At 70.1% G+C, this 17,581-nt stretch carries 16 protein-coding genes; 3 read left to right on the top strand and 13 right to left on the bottom strand.

All coding sequences use genetic code 11. The annotated features are described in order from the left end of the window. Positions 1-178: 178 nt before the first annotated feature. The 6 genes from AC3CF1_RS08525 to AC3CF1_RS08500 all read right to left on the bottom strand — a co-directional run bounded on the left by AC3CF1_RS08525 (position 179) and on the right by AC3CF1_RS08500 (position 5,524). On the bottom strand, positions 179-571 hold the full coding sequence (locus AC3CF1_RS08525; protein ID WP_488450019.1) for a hypothetical protein: 393 nt from the start codon (positions 569-571) through the stop codon (positions 179-181). Next, on the bottom strand, positions 568-1,239 hold the full coding sequence (locus tag AC3CF1_RS08520; RefSeq protein ID WP_141910273.1) for a hypothetical protein: 672 nt from the start codon (positions 1,237-1,239) through the stop codon (positions 568-570). Before AC3CF1_RS08520 ends, AC3CF1_RS08525 begins: the two co-directional genes overlap by 4 nt. 416 nt (positions 1,240-1,655) lie before the next feature. Further along, positions 1,656-2,372, bottom strand: a complete 717-nt coding sequence (locus AC3CF1_RS08515) for a hypothetical protein (protein ID WP_358048562.1) — start codon at positions 2,370-2,372, stop codon at positions 1,656-1,658. A 792-nt stretch (positions 2,373-3,164) separates the two neighbouring features. Then, complete coding sequence (locus AC3CF1_RS08510; RefSeq protein ID WP_488450018.1) at positions 3,165-4,403, bottom strand: RNA polymerase sigma factor; 1,239 nt, start codon at positions 4,401-4,403, stop codon at positions 3,165-3,167. A gap of 67 nt (positions 4,404-4,470) precedes the next feature. After that, positions 4,471-4,842, bottom strand: a complete 372-nt coding sequence (locus tag AC3CF1_RS08505) for a YciI family protein (RefSeq protein ID WP_396686437.1) — start codon at positions 4,840-4,842, stop codon at positions 4,471-4,473. Between the two features lie 40 nt (positions 4,843-4,882). Next, positions 4,883-5,524 (bottom strand): DUF998 domain-containing protein, encoded by a 642-nt coding sequence (locus AC3CF1_RS08500; protein WP_141910269.1) that lies wholly within the window; start codon positions 5,522-5,524, stop codon positions 4,883-4,885. Positions 5,525-5,674: 150 nt separating this feature from the next. On the opposite strand from AC3CF1_RS08500, the gene AC3CF1_RS08495 reads away from it, so the two are divergent. The 3 genes from AC3CF1_RS08495 (at position 5,675) to AC3CF1_RS08485 (ending at position 8,094) form a co-directional block, all read left to right on the top strand. Continuing rightward, positions 5,675-6,100 carry a hypothetical protein gene (locus AC3CF1_RS08495; protein WP_488450017.1) on the top strand — a complete coding sequence of 142 codons (426 nt, stop codon included), beginning with the start codon at positions 5,675-5,677 and terminating at the stop codon, positions 6,098-6,100. A 988-nt stretch (positions 6,101-7,088) separates the two neighbouring features. Next, complete coding sequence (locus AC3CF1_RS08490; RefSeq protein ID WP_141910267.1) at positions 7,089-7,526, top strand: hypothetical protein; 438 nt, start codon at positions 7,089-7,091, stop codon at positions 7,524-7,526. A gap of 202 nt (positions 7,527-7,728) precedes the next feature. Then, a complete protein-coding gene (locus tag AC3CF1_RS08485; RefSeq protein ID WP_358007867.1) occupies positions 7,729-8,094 on the top strand; it encodes a hypothetical protein in 366 nt (121 codons plus the stop codon). Positions 8,095-8,323: 229 nt separating this feature from the next. On the opposite strand, the gene AC3CF1_RS08480 is transcribed toward AC3CF1_RS08485, so the two are convergent. From AC3CF1_RS08480 to AC3CF1_RS08450, 7 genes are all read right to left on the bottom strand, one after another. Then, complete coding sequence (locus AC3CF1_RS08480) at positions 8,324-9,199, bottom strand: replication-relaxation family protein (protein WP_488450016.1); 876 nt, start codon at positions 9,197-9,199, stop codon at positions 8,324-8,326. A gap of 211 nt (positions 9,200-9,410) precedes the next feature. Beyond that, positions 9,411-11,930: a type IV secretory system conjugative DNA transfer family protein gene (locus AC3CF1_RS08475; protein WP_488450015.1), complete on the bottom strand. Its 2,520-nt coding sequence runs from the start codon at positions 11,928-11,930 to the stop codon at positions 9,411-9,413. Next, positions 11,927-13,717, bottom strand: a complete 1,791-nt coding sequence (locus tag AC3CF1_RS08470; protein ID WP_488450014.1) for a VirB4 family type IV secretion system protein — start codon at positions 13,715-13,717, stop codon at positions 11,927-11,929. The genes AC3CF1_RS08475 and AC3CF1_RS08470 overlap by 4 nt, the downstream gene beginning before the upstream one ends. Beyond that, positions 13,714-14,637 carry a PrgI family protein gene (locus AC3CF1_RS08465; RefSeq protein ID WP_488452052.1) on the bottom strand — a complete coding sequence of 308 codons (924 nt, stop codon included), beginning with the start codon at positions 14,635-14,637 and terminating at the stop codon, positions 13,714-13,716. The genes AC3CF1_RS08470 and AC3CF1_RS08465 overlap by 4 nt, the downstream gene beginning before the upstream one ends. Positions 14,638-14,672: 35 nt before the next feature. Further along, a complete protein-coding gene (locus tag AC3CF1_RS08460) occupies positions 14,673-15,587 on the bottom strand; it encodes a hypothetical protein (protein ID WP_488450013.1) in 915 nt (304 codons plus the stop codon). Between the two features lie 5 nt (positions 15,588-15,592). After that, complete coding sequence (locus AC3CF1_RS08455) at positions 15,593-15,973, bottom strand: pilin (RefSeq protein WP_488450012.1); 381 nt, start codon at positions 15,971-15,973, stop codon at positions 15,593-15,595. Between the two features lie 713 nt (positions 15,974-16,686). After that, on the bottom strand, positions 16,687-17,565 hold the full coding sequence (locus tag AC3CF1_RS08450) for a hypothetical protein (protein WP_488450011.1): 879 nt from the start codon (positions 17,563-17,565) through the stop codon (positions 16,687-16,689). Positions 17,566-17,581: the final 16 nt, after the last annotated feature.

Here is a 17,581-nt window from a genome sequence, read left to right as displayed (position 1 = left end):
GGCTGCTGTTGCGTCTGCCGGGATGTGGCGTGCACTGATCCACGCTTCGACAGCGCCTTGTGATCAAGTGCGGTGACGGATCTTGGGGGGAGCAGGTCCGTGATCCGGGGGTCGGTGCTGAATGCCGTCGACGCTCGGGGCGGAACCTGCCAGGCCCCGTGCTGGGTAGGCGGTGCGGCTATGGCTGGCCGAAGACGTGGTCGCAGCGGCTCGAGTCGACCGGTAACCACGGCAGGCCCCAGCCGATCCGATACCGCCCACCGGTGGGCTTCACGAGGTGGACGCCGCCGCCGAGGGACACCGGACGGGCGATGGTGAGGGTGTGTCCGTCGAAGCCGACCGTGCGCCAGTCACCACCGACGTAGCTGGCCATCGCGGCGAACGTCTGGGTAAGGGCGGTCACGGCCTCGTGGTCGAGGGCGAGTTCGAAGCTGCCGTTCCACCAACCGGCCACCGTGGCGAGGTAGCCCTCGTGGTAGCGGTGGAAGCCAGGGACCGGTTCGTAGCGCAGCCACCGACCGGAGAAGACGGCTGTACTGCCCTGACGCGGCGTGTAGTCAGGCGTCGTCACTGCTGGCCCTCCTGGCCGTCGGTGCCGCCGGGGGTGGAGGAGGCGCCGAGGTGACTCGCGGCCGTGACCGTGCGGGCGCTGGACCACGCGACCCCTGATGCCTGCGCCGACTGGGCGAGCCAGTCGGCCGCGTCCTGCAACCATGCGCGGATGTCGTCGGCGGCGTCGATGACCTCGCTGCGCCCTTCGCTGTCATCGACGCTGGCGAGGTGTGCCTGGCGGGCCTGGTCGAGGAGGTAAGAGCCGGTCTGTGCGTGCACCCGGGCGAGCAGCCGGGTGCTGCGGTGTAGGTGCCCGATCAGGGATGTGACCTCGGAGGGCGTCGGCAGGGTGAGCAGCGCGCTGAACGGTCCGGTGGCCGTGTGCAGCCAGCGGGTGAGGTGCTCGGCGGCGGTGATGGCGCTGCCCAGTCGGGCGGGGTCGTAGGGACCGTCGACGGCGAACAGGCGGCTCATGTCGTCGAGCCAGGTGTTGGTCTGGCTATCGACCGGAAGCGGGTCGGCGACGAGGGTCGGCTGGGAGTGTTGGCCGTCGGCAGCCGCGCAGATGGGGCTGTTGTCCGTCAGATGCCACCACGGGGTTCCGCCGCGGTAGGCGTTGGTCCAGTGCGTGGCGGGTTGGTCTGCCACCGGCTCGTTGCAGACGGGGCAGATCGGAAGTTGGATCATGGAGCGGTGTCCCTTCAGGCAGGGTGATGACGACGACCAGGGCTTGGTCGCCGACGGCTCGGTGAGGTGCGAGGGGGTTGGTGCCGGCGCTCGCCGGCTTATGCGCAAGAGGGAAAGGGCGGCCGTCTCGCTGGCCGGCAGCGCTGTCAGCGCCCCTGCCAGGGGCGGCCGGCACGCCGGGCGAGATGCGGCGGATCGCGGGGTTTCTGCCGACGCCGTGTGCCGGTTGCCGGGATGGTGAGCGGGGCGGTGCGCCAGTGCGTGCGGGGAACCGAAGCTGCGCGATGAGGTGCGCGTGGATGGCTAGCGGTTCGCGGCACTGCGGCGGGGGCGCGGGGCGCGGACGCAGGCGCTGACCTGGTGGAGCAGGACCGATGACGGGCCCGTCGGGCGTGTCTCCTTCTTGGCCGGCTCTGTCAGAGCGCGACCGCGAGCAGTCGCTGGTCGGGGTCGATGGCGTCGAGCAGCCGGTTGGCCTGTTCGAGGTAGGTCACCCGGTCGGCCATGGCGTCGCTGGCCGGGGCCAGCTTCGCCCCTTCGGCGGTGATCAGCGCGTCGCCCGCCAGGGCGGTCAGGGCGCTGTGGTGCTGGTAGGCCATGCAGCCGGCCTGGTACATCTCCAGTTCGCTGAGGCGGATCTGCCCGGCGCCGTAGGTGGCGGCGTTGTGCATCCGGATGGCGTTGACCCGGGGTTGATGAGTGAAGTCCGCGACCGCCGTGTCCCACGGGTACTGCTGCGGGTCCGCCAGGTGGCGGGCCTCGTAGACATGCCATGCAGTGGCGTTGCGGGTGCCGTGCACGGCGCGGCTGAACACCTGATGGCGGATGCCCGCCCCGACACCGGCGGCTTGGCGCATACCGGTCAGGTCAAGCAGTCGTACCGGTCCGCCGGCGCAGTAGGCCGGGCGGCCCTTACGCAGTCCGAACATCTGGCTGCGCTGCCACAGGCGCACCGCGGGGCTGGCCCAGAAGCGGGGCGACAGCGTGCCCTGCACACCGAAGTTGCGGTCGAGCTGATGTGCGGTCAGGGACTCGCGGGGCAGGTCGCCCGGCACACAGACGATCATCGTGCGGATCGTCGCCGTCGGTGTGACAGCCGGCGAGGTTGCCTTCCGGGTCGAGTTCTTGGCCATGAATGGTCCTCCTTGCGGGTGGGCGCGTGAGGGCGCGCGGAGATGACCGGCCCACTGGGCGCATGGGTCGGTTGCGGGAGAGATGCGGTGCGGGTTGGTGCGGTGCGACCTGGGGTCGCCGCGCGGCGCGGCGCCGACCGGCCCCGGGAGGGGCGGGTGGGCGAGGCGCACCTGGTAGGTGCGGCGGTGGTTCCGAGGTGGGACCGGACCGGGGTGGAGATTTATGAGGTGGTGTTAGTGCCGTGAACGGTAGCGGCCTGTTCTGTCAGGCCGATCCGACGAGTTGATCGCCAGGAAGTGGGGCTGACCTGCGCTGTGAGACATTCCGGCTCGTAGCGGAGCCCTCGTCGCCGCGGACGCTGTGAGCCTTCACGACTATCACAGATGATCTCGTTTGCTGACAGACGTCGGCGACGGTAGTCGGCTTGCTGGCGGTGCTCGCTCTGGCAGGGTGTCGGCGCGCTGGCTGTGACTGAGCGCGATAGATGGCCCAGTTGAGCGCAAAAGACGGCCATGGAGGAGGGAGCCGCGAGGTGATCGGCCATCCTAATCTCCGACGTGCGAACGTCAGCCGCCCTTCGGGCGGCAGGGGGGTCAGAGTCGCCTCAGATTCCACCAAAGATCAGCTTTCAACTTTTTGCCTGCGATTGTCTGCCGGTGGCATGGACGTTGCAGACACTGTGTCGGTGAACGTCGCTTCCCGGACGCCAGCATTTCCGGCGGCCGTTGCGGAGGTGGCGGGGAGAGGGTTGCCGATGTTTCCCACCGTCGCCGCCCGGGGCCGATGACCGGTCAGCCGAGGCGGTGGGCCCGGCCGAGGAGGTATCGCCGTTCGACCTGGTTCTCCGTCAGGGCCGCTGCTTCGCGGTACCATTCCGCCGCGCTGCTCGGGTTGCCGGTCATCTCGAGCAGGTGGGCGCGCACGGCGCGTTCCCGTTGTCGGGTCAGGGGTTCCTGATCGAGCTGGTAGCGCCGGTTGAGGTCGTCGAGCAGCGCCAGTCCTCGGGCCGGCCCGTAGGCGTGGGCGACCGCGACTACCCGGCTCAGACGTACCGGCGCGGTCGGGTTGAGCCTTTCGAGCCACAGGTACAGTGCCGCGATCTGTGGCCAGTCCGTCTGTTCCGGCGACGTGGTCGCGGCATGCACGGCGGCGATCGCCGCCTGTAACTGGTACGTGCCGATCTCGCGTCGGTGCCAGACGCTGTCGATCAGTTCCGTGCCCTCGCGGATCAGGGCGGTATTCCACTGTGTCCGATCCTGCTCGTCGAGCCGCACCAGCTCGTCGCCGTCGGTACGGGCAGTGCGCCGCGACTCGGTGAGCAGCATCAGTGCGAGCAGGCCGGTCACCTCGGGGTCGTCCGGCAGAGAGTCGCGGAGCATGCGGGTCAGCCGGATCGCTTCGCGGGTCAGGTCGATGCGGGCGAGCTCGTCGCCGGTGGAGGCCGTGTAGCCCTCGTTGAAGATCAGGTACAGCACCTGCATCACGGCGTTCATCCGACTGTCCCGATCGGCGTCAGTGGGCGGGGTGAAGCGGGCGCCGGCGCGGGCCAGTTGCTGCTTGGCGCGGCTGATCCGCGCACCCATGGTGCTCTCGGTCGTCCCGTGGGCGTGTGCGATCTCCGCGGTCGTCAGGCCGCCGACCGCGCGCAGAGTGAGCGCCACCTGGGAGCTGGGGCTCAGCGCAGGATGGCAGCACAGCAGCAGGAGCGTGAGACTGTCGTCGGTCTCCAGCGGAGGGTGCGCCTGGCGGGCCGGGTCCTGCATCGCCAGCTCGGTCATGCCCGCGTGCTGCTCGCGCCGGCGTCGGGCCTGGTCGGTGCGGAGCAGATCGACCATTCGCCGGTAGCCGATCCGGATCAGCCAGCTGCGCGGGTTCTCCGGCACGCCGTTGGTCGGCCACGCCCGGCTCGCGACGAGCAGTGCTTCCTGTACCGCATCCTCGGCGATGTCGAAGTGGCCGAAGCGCCGCACCAACGCGCCGAGCACCTGCGGCGCCTCCGTGCGCAGCAGGTGCTCGACGTCCGGCGTCACGCCGGGTCTGCCGTTCTTGTGCCCTCCCGGTTCGCCGCTTCCGGATGGCAGCGTTCAGCGGAATCGGTCATGCCGCGAAGTCCGCGCCCATGATCGGCCGGATCTCCACTGGTTCTCCCAGCACCTCGACCATCCGCGAGACGATCTCGACGGCGCGTTCCTGGCTGGCCACGTCGATCACCGCGAAGCTGGCCAGGACCTCCTTGAGCTCGATGAATGGCCCGTCGGTCGCCACCACGCCGGCCGGGCTCTTGCGGACCGTGGTGCTGATGGCCGGGTGGCCAAGACCCTCGCTGCTGACGAACTCGCCGGTCTTGATCAGTTCCTGTTCGAACTGCTGGTACGCGGCGAACGCGGCCAGCGCCTCCGCGGACGGGGTGTCGGCTGTCGCGGCGTCCCAGGCGGCGGCCGGCGTGTAGCTGAGCAGCAGATACCTCATGGTCATCCTTGTTGTTGCGCGGGAGATCACGCTACGCCGGTCAGGACGAACGGTGCAGGGAGAGGGCGAGGACCGTCGTCCAGGTGAAGGCGACCAGGCCGTTCACGGCGATCTGGATGCTCATGTGGCTCGGCGACATGGGCAGCAGCAGGATGAGCGCGGCGACGCCGTTCAGCACCGCCGGCAGCGCGGCCCGACGACGGACGTGGCGGACGGTCAGCACGATGGCGGCGATGGCCAGTGCGGTGAAGGCGATGGCGGCTGCGGCCGAATGCGCGATGCTGTGCCAGGACATCTGATCGACCGGCCCGTCGGGGGTCCCAACCGGGAAGCCGTGCTCCGGATCCATGGTGAACACGCCGGCCGCGACGAGACCGGCACCGAAGATCCCGACGAAGATCGGCAGCACACGCCGGCCGGTTCCCTCGGTGAGCGTGCGCCGGATACCGGCGGCGAGCGTCAGGCCGCCGAGACCGGCGAGCACGAACGTGGTGATCTGGATCCAGCCGAGGCTACCGGTGGCGAGCTGGCTGATCGGGTGCCGCGTGATGTTGTAGCCCTCACGAGTGAGCATCTGCGTCACGGCCGAGGCGAAGAAGACCGGCCCGGCAAGGGCGCCGGCGAGGAGCAGCCGGTCGGACGAGCGGCGGATGGCGGGAACGGTGGCGACGACGGTGGCCATGACTTCCTCCTTGGTGAGTTCCTGCCGCTACCTCGTGGCCGATCCGGGGATTCCGACACGACCACGATGTGACCTGAGTTACGCCCAGTGGGTGTCAAAGCGCGGGTGCCGCCTTCGAGGTATCGGCAAGCATTCATCAAGGAGGACACGATGTGTGAGAACACCGAGCCGAGCGTCGAACTGCAGGCCCTGGACCGTCTGGTCGGCACCTGGTCGGTGACCGGCGGCGCCGAGGGAACCGTGCGGTACGAGTGGATGGCAGGCCGGTTCTTCCTGCTCCAGCACGTGGAACTCAGCCAGTTCGGGCAGCCGGTCACTGGCTTGGAGGTCATCGGACACCTACACCCGTTCGGCGAGCCGGTCGGCGCGGACGTGGTGTCGCGGTTCTACGACGCGGCCGGCAACACCTTCGACTACGTCTACGAACTCGTCTGCGACAAGCTGACCATCTGGGCCGGCGCGAAGGGCGGTCCCGCCCACTACGAGGGCACGTTCAGCGCCGACGACACCACGGTTACCGGCGCATGGACCCACCCCGGTGGAGGCGGATACGCCTCCACCATGACCCGGATCTGACATCGGAAGGCCACGCCGACCCTGAACGGCCGGAGGCAGCATCCCTCACGCATCACGAAGGTCATTGCTCTCCGGCCTATTCGTCCGACCGCTGCGGGCCTTGCCCGTCGAGGATCGAGGGCCGAGGCCCGGGTCTCGTGCCAACAGGTACTGCATACCCGCCAGTTCTTTCGCAGCCACGTCACCACGACCCGCGCGGGGATCCGCGGAGAGCACCACCGCGTGTCCTCGCTCCACTCCTCGCGCAGCGGCGTCGGGGTCATCACCTCGCGCAGCAGCATCGCTGCTTCACCGACGTGTCGGACACCAACGACAGCCGGAACCCGGCCAGACAGCCAGCAGTGTTCGTGCAGCAACTCGGCACGCTCAACATCAGGGGTTGCCGCCGGGGGGTGAGGACCACCACGACGTCCTCGCCACGGGCTGCGCCGATCCTCGTGCCGACGGCCGCCTCGCGGCGACGCACACCCCGCCGAGATGTGCTCCGATTCGCGGGCAAGGCACCTTGTGCCAGGAGGGCCGATCCGGGCGTCCGTCCCGGACAGGCGTGCTGGTGGGCCTGGGGCCTGGCGCAGAATTTCGTCGGATCGCAGGTCGACTTCTTTAGGTCACGAACCCGAGGCTGACAGGTCAGGTTACTGCTCGATGCGTAAGGGATGACCGATTTGCGGCCGTCGTAAGAACACGTTTGGTGATTAGCGCAGTATCTGCCGCGGGCTAGCCGGGATTGAAGGGCTTGTGTGGCACATGTCGGACCGTTAGCGTCTGCAGCACAGATTCGGTCGCGCGCCTGGCCAGGGCCCGAATCACTTTGGCTTCGGCCATTCGATCACAGTAATGGAGGATTGTGTTGGGAACTTCCGCTCGGCTCGTCAGCTCAGCCAGAAGGTCGGCAATTATCGTCGCGACCGTTGTCGCGTCCGGCGCGGTGGCACTGAATGCTGCCGCTGGACCGGCAGCGGCGGCGAGTAAGCCTTCTCCGCCACCCATGGCGCCATTCGCTTGTCCCCAAGAATTCCTCTACGACATCACCTCGTCATCGTCGACGCACCTACCGGCGAGCAGCACCTACTACAAAGACGGCCCTGGCGGAAACATGACCGTGTCGGTACAGAGCGCAACGACTATCAGCGCCACGGCTTCGGTCAGCGCCGGAGCTACCATCTCGGGACTTGTCGCACAGGCCCAGGTCGAGGTCAGTGCCAGTGCGACCGCGAGCAAGCAGATCACCGTCGGGCACCAGTACAGCCGGGACATCGCCAGCGGCAAGTACGGCAACATGCAGTACGGCTCCTGGGGTCACACCGTGTCCTGGACCTACTCCCGCGTCAATCCCAGCTGCAGCGTCACGCGCCTGTCGTCGGGTTCTGGCGGGAAGATCCCCAACAACGCCGTCGGCTGGCGCTACTGGGAAACTTCTTCGTAACGATGTAGCCGGGAACGTCGCTCCTCACAGCGGCGTTCCCGGCGAGCCCAGCAAACTAGACAGAATCAATATCTGTTTAAACGATGGAGTGCATATGCCGCCGCCCGTGACTCGAGGGCTCGCGCTTATCTTCTGCGCAATTGCTCTGGCCGGTTGCACAGATGGATCGGATACTAGCCCCGGTCCCGCTGCAAGCTCGACCGTGGAGCCCGCTGCAACCATAAATTCGCCTGCATCAACAACATCAGCCTCTCCTTCCGCCGCCAGTCAAGTTGGCCTACCCCCCGTCGAGCGGGGCCTGACCACGCTAATGGCCGCTGGGCCACAATCCGGGCCTGCCATAGCCGGACGCATCAGCGCCGATCGAGGCGAACTGTGGATCAATCTTAACTGCCAGGGCGACGGCTCACTCGTTGTCAAGTTCGAGCCACTCGACAAATTCACCTTCGAGTGCGGTAAGGAAATCTTCGTCAGCAAGAATCAGATCAACCTTCTTGCGGAGCGTCAGATGAAGATCGTGGTCGAGACTTCAGCAGACGTGAGATGGGCCCTGCGCGTCGAGCAGTGACGCCTCCTGCCGAAGCACCAGAACCGACCACGGCGGGCACCTCCAGCCTGACAGGAATGCGATCAGCTTAAATCCCTGGCACCGCTACGGGCGTGCGAACATCAACTTCCTCGGCGAGACGCCTACCGGCCGCCGACCGGCCCCGAAAAGATCGAATTCGAGCGATGCCAACCATAGCTGGGAAGTGTCAACTATCGCTGGGAGTCACAGCTGGCCTGCGGTGTGAGTTCTACGGGTGGTCGAAGCGCCGTGGGTTGGTGACCGTGTCGGGGCCGTGGTCGCAGGGCAGTTCGTGCAGGTACCGGCGGTGGGTGGGGTCCGAGACGAAAGTCCACACCCGACCGGCCGGGTCGGGGCCGTGGATGGCGGTGGCGATCGGGCTGGCGGTGCGCAGTCCGGCGAGCACTGCGAGGAGGCTGGCCTCGCGGCGCCGGCTGGGGACCCAGAACAGCACGGGGTAGCGGGGGCCGAAGGTGGTGAGGCGTTCGTAGCCGCGCAGCTTGGCCACGACCCGGGCGAGGTTCTCGGTGTCGTTGTCGTGCTCGAGGAAGAAGCCGGTCGAGGTGTCATCGACGGTCCACACGCCGTGCCCGTCGGGGCGGATGCCGGCCTGGGCGTAGACGGTGGTGGCGTGCTGCTCGGACCACCAGCGCGACAGCCGGGCGCCGGTTGTGTGGCGGGCGGTGGCGATGAGGTCGGTGAAGAACTGGTTGACGCCGAGCAGGTGGTTGACCTGGCCGCTGGCGGCGATCCGCTTGGCCCGCTCCAGGGAGCTGCGCGGCGCTCTGCCGCCGGTGCCGGCGGGGTCGTGGTAGACGGTCGGGTGTAGCTGCAGTCCGACGGGGCCGAGGGCGTAGAGCAGCGAGCCGTACCGGCCGTGGGCGCCGCTGCGGCCGAAGCGGTGCAGTACGTCGAGGCGGTGCAGGATCGTCAGCCGTCGTTGGGCGGTGCGCCGGGTGTCGAAGAGGGCGCTGGTGATTTGGTCGGTGGACAGCAGGTAGTGCTCGGCGAGCAGAGCCAGGAGGGCATGGTCGCGAGGGACGATGCGACCGAAGACGGCGAGCGGATCCGGGTTGCGGGAAGCGGGGGGAACGCGGGAGTACACGACAGTTGCTCCTGGGCAGGATGGGGTTCCCCTCCCGATCGGGAGGGGTGTCTGGGACGAGGGAGGTCGGTGCGGAGGGCCTGTCACGGGGTGTGTGCGGCACTGACAGCCCAGGTCAGCACTGTGCTGCGGATGTCCGACGGTCACCGGTGATGATCCCGATGGCGAGCCGGTGCGCGACCCGGGCGACGCCACCGTCTGACAGAGACAGTTAGCTCCGGTCGCTCTTCGGGCGGGATCGACGGTCGTCGGGTCTGCGGCTGAGCCGTTCGACGAGGTCGTCGACGGCGCTGGTGTCCTGGCTCGGTACCGCCGCGGCGGCGGCCTGGCGGATGGCGGTCGCCTCCCCGACGATCGGCTTCGGCGGCCGGGTCTTCATCGTGAACGCCGGGGTCTGGCGGCCGTTGACGACCAGCCGTGCCGCGGCGGTGTACGCGTCGAGGTGGGCGAGGTCGTGCTCGCCCAGTTCCGGCAGGGTGTGCCGGGACAGGACCTTCGCGTCTTCCGGCGCCACCGTGAAGTAGATCTTGTTGCGGGCGTTGGCCGACGCCGCCGCGAGTAGGTCGCGGGGGAACTGGGCGAGGTCCTGGTGGGCGAGCACGAGTGACAGCCGGTACTTGCGGGCCTCGGCGAGCATCGTGTCCAGGGAGTTGGCCAGGGTCAGGAAGTTCTGGGCCTCGTCGATGATCAGGGTCGCGTCGCGGCGCCGGTCGGGTTCGACGCCGGCGCGGGCGGTGGTGGCTTGCCACACCTGCGCGAGGATCAGGGAGCCGAGCAGGCGGCTGGTGTCCTCGCCGAGCACGCCCTTGGGGATGCGGACGAGCAGCACGCCGCCGTCGAGGACGCGGCCCATGTCGAAGCTCGAGCGGGGGTAGCGCATGGTGCGTTTGACGAAGTCGCGCAGCAGGAACGCGCGCAGCCGGGCGAGGACCGGTCCGATGACCTGCGAGCGGAGGCTGTCGTTGAGGCTGTCGTACCACTGCCAGAAGCCGCTGAGCCCGGCCGGGTCGTCCAGGTCCACCGTCATCGCCGAGCGGAACTGAGGGCTGTTGAGCAGCGGGGGGATGTGCTGCAGGGTGACGTTGTTGTGGCGCAGCAGGGTCAGGCAGGCCACCCGCATGACGTCGTCCATCCGCGGCCCCCACGCCTTGGCGAAGATGTTCCCGAAGATCGACACGAGGTTGTCGACGACCAGGTCGGGGTCGTCGCCTTCGAGGGGATTCAGCGTCGGCGGGTTGTCCTGGTCGGGGTCGAAGAGCACGACGCGGTCGGCGACGCCTGCGGGGAGCCGGTCGAGGATGTCCAGGACGAGGTCGCCGTGCGGGTCGATGACGACCGTGCCGCGGCCGGCTTTGATGTCGTCGAGGGCCATGTTGACCAGCAGGGTGGTCTTGCCGGAGCCCGTGGAACCGATCACATGCAGGTGATACCTCGCGTCCGCCACCGACAGCCCCACGCTGTGGCCACCGATTTCGGCGTCGCCGAGCATCTTCACCCCACGCCCGCCGCCGGGGACGGCGACCGGCGCCGGCATGGACGCGGCCCGCGCCCGGTCGAGGCCGGGCACGGCGAGGTCGCGCGGCAACGCGGCGAGGGCGGCGAGTTCCGGGGCGGAGGTGAGGAATCCGGGTCCGAGGCGGCGTGCGGCGAGAACGGCCACCGGGGCGGGCATCCGGGCGCGGTGGGCGAGCCGGTTGCGGCCGGTGTGGATGGCGAACGCCGAGGCGAGGGTGTCGGCGATGCCCCGCAGCCGGCCGGTCGGGTCTGTGCTGGGGCGCCGGTTGGTGGTGGCGACGGCGTAGCGGATGCCGGTCTGCCACAGCGGGTGCGCTGTCTTGTCCAGGATCGCCCGGACGTCGCGCTCGACGGTGGGATCCCGACGGGACGCGGGCGCCGCAGCGCGGCCGGTGCCGCCGCTGCCGGGCAGGAACGCGTCCAGCAGCCACCGCACCGGCGCGGCCGGGTTGATCGCCGGGACGGCGGTCGTGCCGGCCCGTAGCCGCCCGGCCGCGCGGCGGGCCCGCGCCGCCCGTCGGGGTGTGGCCGGGCGGGCGAGGATCTGCACGCAGGCGTACTCGCGAGGGTTGAGCTGCGCGCCGGCGGCCATCAGCGGGCGCAGCGGGTCGGTGTCGTGGTCGGTGGTCAGCGGCAGCCACTCCGCGTACACGGGCAGCAGGTGCCCACCAGCCGCGGGATGGGCGTCCAGGGGGATGGGCGGCGGGGGGTTGTCGTCGGTGGTGGTGGCCGAGCTGGGCCACGCCGCCCGCACCGCGGCCTCGACCGCCCCCGCAGGGACGGTGCCGGGTACCCAGATCGAGATGAGCAGTTGCCGGCCGGACCACGTGTACTGCCACACAACGTGTGGGGCGCCGTGCAGCAGGCGCCGCCGCCGTGAGGGGGTCAGCACGCCGGCCAGGTTCGCCCACAACGCTGGTGCGCTGTGCGGGTCGACTTCCGGCGGCGGCGCGATCGTCACGAGGCGCGCGCCGAGGGCGTGGTGGCGGTGCCGCCCGATCTCGACGAGGTTGCGGGCCGCGATCCACACGATCAGCCCGCCAGCGGCGACCGCCGCCAGCCACGGCCGCTGTGTGGCCCACACGGCGGCGTCGAGCAGCGCGCCCGCTGGTCCGGTAGGGGGTGGGATGGGGCCGGCGCCCGGCCCGATGGTGGGGCTGGGCGCCGGTGGCGGTGACGCGAGCGCTGAGCTGAGGGCTTCGGTCGGTGGTGTCACAGGTCGTCGTCTTCCTCGTCGAGGTCGGCCAGTTCGGCCGGGTCAGTGGTGCACAGGGCGTGTTCCGCGTCGGAGGCGATCGACTCGAAGCTGGTCCTGCTCGTCCCGGAGATCAGCAGCCCTTGGCCGCGGCGGGTCGAGAGCAGCAGCCGCCGTTCACCGTCGGTGAGCCCGAACGCCTCGCCGACGGCGTCGATGGCCTGCGGCGCCTGCCGCAGCAGCACCTGGGTGGAGGCGTTGGACACCACCGCCTTGCCGAGGTCGGTGCCCAGCACGTCGGCGGCGTCCTGGGTGATGACGGTCAGCCCGGCGTTGCGCTTGCGTGCCGCCTTCGACATGCGGAACAGGAAGCGGGCGCCTTCGCCGTCGCGCATCAGCAGCCACGCCTCGTCGACCACCACGAGCCGCCGCCGCGAGGGGCGTTGTGGGGCGTCGACGGTGCGCCAGATCGAGTCCAGCGCGAGCAGGGTGCCGACGGTGCGCAGTTCGTCGGGCAGGTGCCGCAGCGACCACACGACCAGGTGTCCGACCGGTGCCTGGGTGGTGGGTGCGTCGAACAGGTCGGCGAAGCTGCCCTGCACCCACGGCGCGAGCCGCGCGGCCAGCGTCGCGGCGGCCGGATCGTCGTCGGCGCGTAGCGTGGCGGCCAGGTCGCGCAGCAGCGGCGCCGGCCGGTGGTGCGTGGCCGGGTCGGAGGTGATCCCGGCGGCCCGGTAGACGGCGAGAATGGCCCGGTCCAGCGCGGCTCGCTCCGCCGGTGGCGGCTGGTGGCCGAGCAGCACGCTGATGAGCGTGTGCAGGAACAGAGCGCGGCGGGTCAGGGTGTCGGGACGCCGGTCGCCGACCGGCAGGTCCAGGGGGTTGATCTTCACGCCGGGCAGGCCCAACCGGACGATGCTGCCGCCGACCGCGTCGGCCAGTCGCAGGTACTCGTCCTCGGGGTCCACCACCGCGACGTGCACACCCTGGTAGAGGTTGCGCAGGATCTCCAGCTTCACGAAGTACGACTTCCCAGCCCCGGAGCGGGCCAGGACGATCGAGTTGTGGTTCTCCTGCGTCCAGCGGTCCCACCAGACGATGCCGGCGCTGGCCGGGTTGATGCCGTAAAGGACACCGCCGGTGGCCGGCGGGTCGCCGGGCAGCGGTGCGGGCAGGTCCGGGCTCGACAGCGGAAACGCGGCGGCGAGTGCCTGGGTGTCCATGGTGCGCAGCATCCGCAGCCCATCCGAGGCGAGGGGCAGGGTGGTGGTCCAGCCGGCAAGCTGCCGCCACGTCGCGGGCTGCACCTCCAGAAGGGTGGACGCGGCGGCGGCCCGGACCTGCGCGCACGCCTGCAGGAGGTCGTCTTCGGTGCGGGCGTGCACGGTCAGGTACAGGCCGACGCGGAACAGCTTCGCCGCGCCGCGTGCCAGCCGCTCGGCCAGGTCGCCGGCGTCATCTGCGGCGGCATCGACGTAGGGGTCGGCGAGCTTGCCGCGCTCGGAGTCGGCCCGCCGCGACGACTCCAGCCGCGCCCGCTGTGTGCGCAGCCGCGACGCGGCGATCGGCGCCGGCAGCGGCTCGATGTGCAACGCGAGGTCGAGCCGGCCCGGCCAGGACAGCAGCGGCTCCAGCCACGCCGGACCGACCTCAGCCGGGTAGCCCGTTACGACGAGCGTGGCGGCGAAACCGTCGCCCACGCGCAGCCACCGGGGCGTGACCTCGACGGCGGCCGGCGCGACCGCCGACGCCAGCGAGCCCGGCCGCGGCTGCGCCTTGTCGTCGCCGGACCGTCTCTTCCTGATCATGGGCTTCTCCTTGTCCTGCTGGTGGGCGTGGCGGCGGTGATGACGGCGTCGGGTGCGGCCAGGCGGCCCGGCTGCGGCGGGCGGTACGGGTCGGCGGCGCCGGCCAGGGCGACGGTGACCGCCGAGCCGTCCAGCACCCGCGGACAAACGCCGAGGCCAGCCAACGCCCGCACCGTGTCATCGGCTCGCCGCCGCGCGGCATGCGCGCGCTCGCCGGCCGCCGCGCGGGTGACGACCAGGACCTGCCGACGCAGCGGGTCCCGCCGGGCGGCCAGGTCGCCGAGGAACTCGGCGTGATCGGCGCACGCCGCGCCCAGCCGCGGATGCGGCTGGACGTCCGCAACGGCGGCGAGAGCCCGGCTATGGGAGTCCAGGTCAACCGGTTGCGCGGACACGACGATCTGCGTCGGCGTCGACAGGCTGTTGAGCCACCGCCCCCACCCCTCGATCAGGGCCGCCTGCTCGGCGGGTGTGCGAAGCGCGAGGTTCACCGTGGTGGTGCCGACGATCGCCGCCCGCGCGTCACCGAGGCTGATCTCCCCGTCGTCGTCGATGGCGTCGGCGGGCAGCCGCAACGGCGCTGGCAGCGGCATCCGGCCGCGGGCGGGGGTCTCGACCCAATCCGGCGTCCCGGTGTCCGCCGCGACGGTGGCGGTGGACAGTGACCGGGGGGTGCGCGTGTGGCGGATCGCGTGCAGCAGCCACACATCCATGGACAGGCCGTCGCGGCGGCCCAGCGCCAGGCCGATGACCAGCCCGCCGAGGACCACACCAGCACCGATCAACACCGGCGCCGGCACGACATCGTGCAGCGTGCGCCACGCGGTGTAGAACAGCAGCGCACCGGCGGCGACGATCGCCAGCTGGTGGAACGTCAGGCCGTAGGCCACCTTGTCGGGGGCGTCGACGTCGGCCGGCATCCGTGCCCTCACCGGCGCTTCGGGATCAGGTCGGGTCATTTGATGGTCCTCCGAAGGGTGTTCAGGCCGGGGACGGTGCGGGCGAGCTGCTGCACCACGACGACGCGGACCACCGCGCCGAGCATGCTGCTCGTGCTACGTCCGGTCTGGCCCGCCCAGCTGGCCAACAATGTGGGGATCTTGACGGTGGTCCACAGCAGCACCACCACGACCAGGAGATTCAGCGTGCCGCCCGGGTCTACGGGTAGCCCGAACACGGGCAGCATCGTCGCCGGGTCGAGCAGTGTCTGCTGCCCCGCGGTGAGGAAGAACGCCTGCGCCACGGGTATCGCCAGGCATCCGGCGTAGGCGCGCCACCACAGCCGGGCGAGACCGTCGGTCTGCGGCAGCGCGTGGCAGGCCAGCGCCAACGGCGCGATGCTCGTCATCACCAGCAGCGCCACGAACCGGCCAATCAGCTGAAACGCCGCCGTCACGACCAGAACGGTGATGAGCAGGATCAGGATCAGGAACAGCAGCGGGACGGTGTGGTCCTGTGCCGCAGCGAGGTGGGTACGGATCGCGGTGAACGCGCCGTCGCCGTCGTAGCCGCCCTCGCTGACCGCCGCGGTCAGGGCGTTGGCCACATCGATGAGCTGGTCGCAGGACAACTGAGAAAAGTGCGCGGCAGTGAACCCGACGACCAGCCGCGGTAGGAGGTCCTTGACCGTGTACCGGGACTGTTCGTCGCCACCGGCGACCATGACGAGCACGCCGGCGGCGACGAACGCCAACACGAAGACGGTGTCCACGATCCAGACCGACCGGCCGGTGAGCGCCTGCACCTGCGGCAGCACGGTGACCTTCGGTGTGGTGAGCAGAATGCCGGTAATGAGGTCGAAGATCGCGTTGAGGCAGGCCAGGATCGCCGTGGTGAGCCAATCAAGAACCTGGTCGAGGACCCATCCCACGACGATCAGACCCCGACGATGCCCTGGACGACCTGCAGCAAGATCGGCGCGAGGACGGCCAGGCCGTAGCCGATCAACGCGTTGCGCAGGGCGAGCTTGCCTTTCTCGACCTGCGACGGGTCACCACCGGCGGTGGCCCAGTACACGCCGGCCAGGACGAGGAAGAGGGTGGCGATAGCGGCCAGGATGCCCATGACCCAGGCCTGCAGATTGGCGATCACCACCGGCAGCGAGTTCGCCGCCAGGTAGACGGCGCCGCCCGGATCGGCAGACGCGGCGGCCGGGAGGGCGAGTGACAGGCCGACACCGACCAGCGGAACGGCCGCACGGAGTGCGAGACGAACGACTCGCGGGAATCGGAGAGTGTGCTGTGGGGTGCGGGACATTGCGGTTCACCTCCCGCCGCCCCCGATCACGAAGACGTGTGACCGGGGGCGGCGACTACTCGAAGCGGTCCGATGGGACCGCCGCCGGGCGCAGGTGAACAAGGCGCGAACCGCGTGAGCCCCGGGAGGAGCTCGTCCTCCCTCATGGGTGGGTTGCGGTCATCAATGTGGTGTCAGCGCATCAATTGGCGCGGCACCCGAGGCGCGCGGATCGCGGCTGCTCGTGTCGCCCGGCGGCGGACGGGACCGGCGAGCGGTACGGCCCGCTGAAGTCCCGCACCCCCAAACCGGGATTTGTGAGCCCTGGCGAACACTTGCCACGCTCACCCAGCTCCAGGCAGGGCTCACAGGCCAGGTCAAGGCCTTTCACCGTCGACAGCGTTGCCCGCGAGCGAGGACCCACAGCCGGATCGGAACGGGGTGTCCGCGGGCGGTGTGAGTGCCGCCGGGACTCAGCTCTTGACACGGCCGCATCGGTTCGCCCCTTCCGGGATGCTTAGGAGGATGGCGGAGAGGTTCTGATCCTCGGAGCGGAGGGGACGGCCGAGCGGCGCCTGCGCCGCAAACGTGCCAGCGGGGCAAGTCGGCTGGCAATCCTGCGCTGGTTCTCTGCTGCCAGCGCAGCGCGCTGCTCTACTGGGACGGGCGCTCGGCACGCGGAAACGGCTGTGGCCCGACGTGGTACGTCGGGCCACAGCCGTGCCGACTGGCTGTCAGGCGGCTGCCGCAGCATGCTGCCGGGCGGCTTCGCGGCGAGCGGCCGCGGCACGTCCTGCGCGACGCCAGCCGCGCTTCTCGGCCTGCTGCCGCAGCCGCGCCATAGTCTGCGGCGACGCGACCCCGGTCAGCAGCCCGTCGCTGAGGGCCTCCGCGACGCGGCTATCGATGCGGGACAGCCGCATGCGCAGGGCGTCGACGCTGACACCATTCCTCGCGGCGATGGGCTCAATCGCCCGACGACCGAGCCGCACGTCGATGTAGGGCTGCTCGTCCTCGGGATCGAGGATCCCGAGAGTCACCGCGCGGCGGACCAGGAGATCCGGATGCCCGTACGGCACCGGCGGAGTGCGGGAACCGGAAACGAGATGCTCGATGTCCTGCACCGGCAAGTACTCACGCTGCTGCAGCCGCAGGTCCCGCCCGGCTCGCCACGCCGCCCTGCACAGGCTCGCGTACGGCGCAGGTTTGGTCAGGTCCGCCCGGTCGCGTAGCGCGGTCAGGAAACCGGTCAGGAGCTCGGCGTCGATATCCGCAGGGTCGCCGGTGTAGCCCTCGCACAGGTGGGCCGCGTAATGCTGTAGCGCCGGCATCGCCATGCCGACCGCGGCGATGACCCAGTGCGGCCCGTCGAGCCGGGCGCGTCGGATCAGCTCCCGCCACACCTCGTCACGCGCCGTGTAGGCGCGGGGGTGGCGCAACAGCCAGTCCCGCAGCGCGGGCAGCGGCATCACCGGCCGCGGCAGACCCGCGGCGGAGAAGAACGCCGCGCAGTCGAGAGCCAACGGCGCGGGCTCGCAGGTCAGCGCGGCGAAGGCGGTCGCCGCCGCGTCGAGGGCGGAAGTCGGCCAGTTCGTAGGGTCGGACGCGCTCATGTCAACACTCCTGTGA

Source organism: Micromonospora sp. MGP-C2 (assembly GCF_057766525.1).
This window is presented reverse-complemented; position numbering and strand designations above follow the sequence as displayed.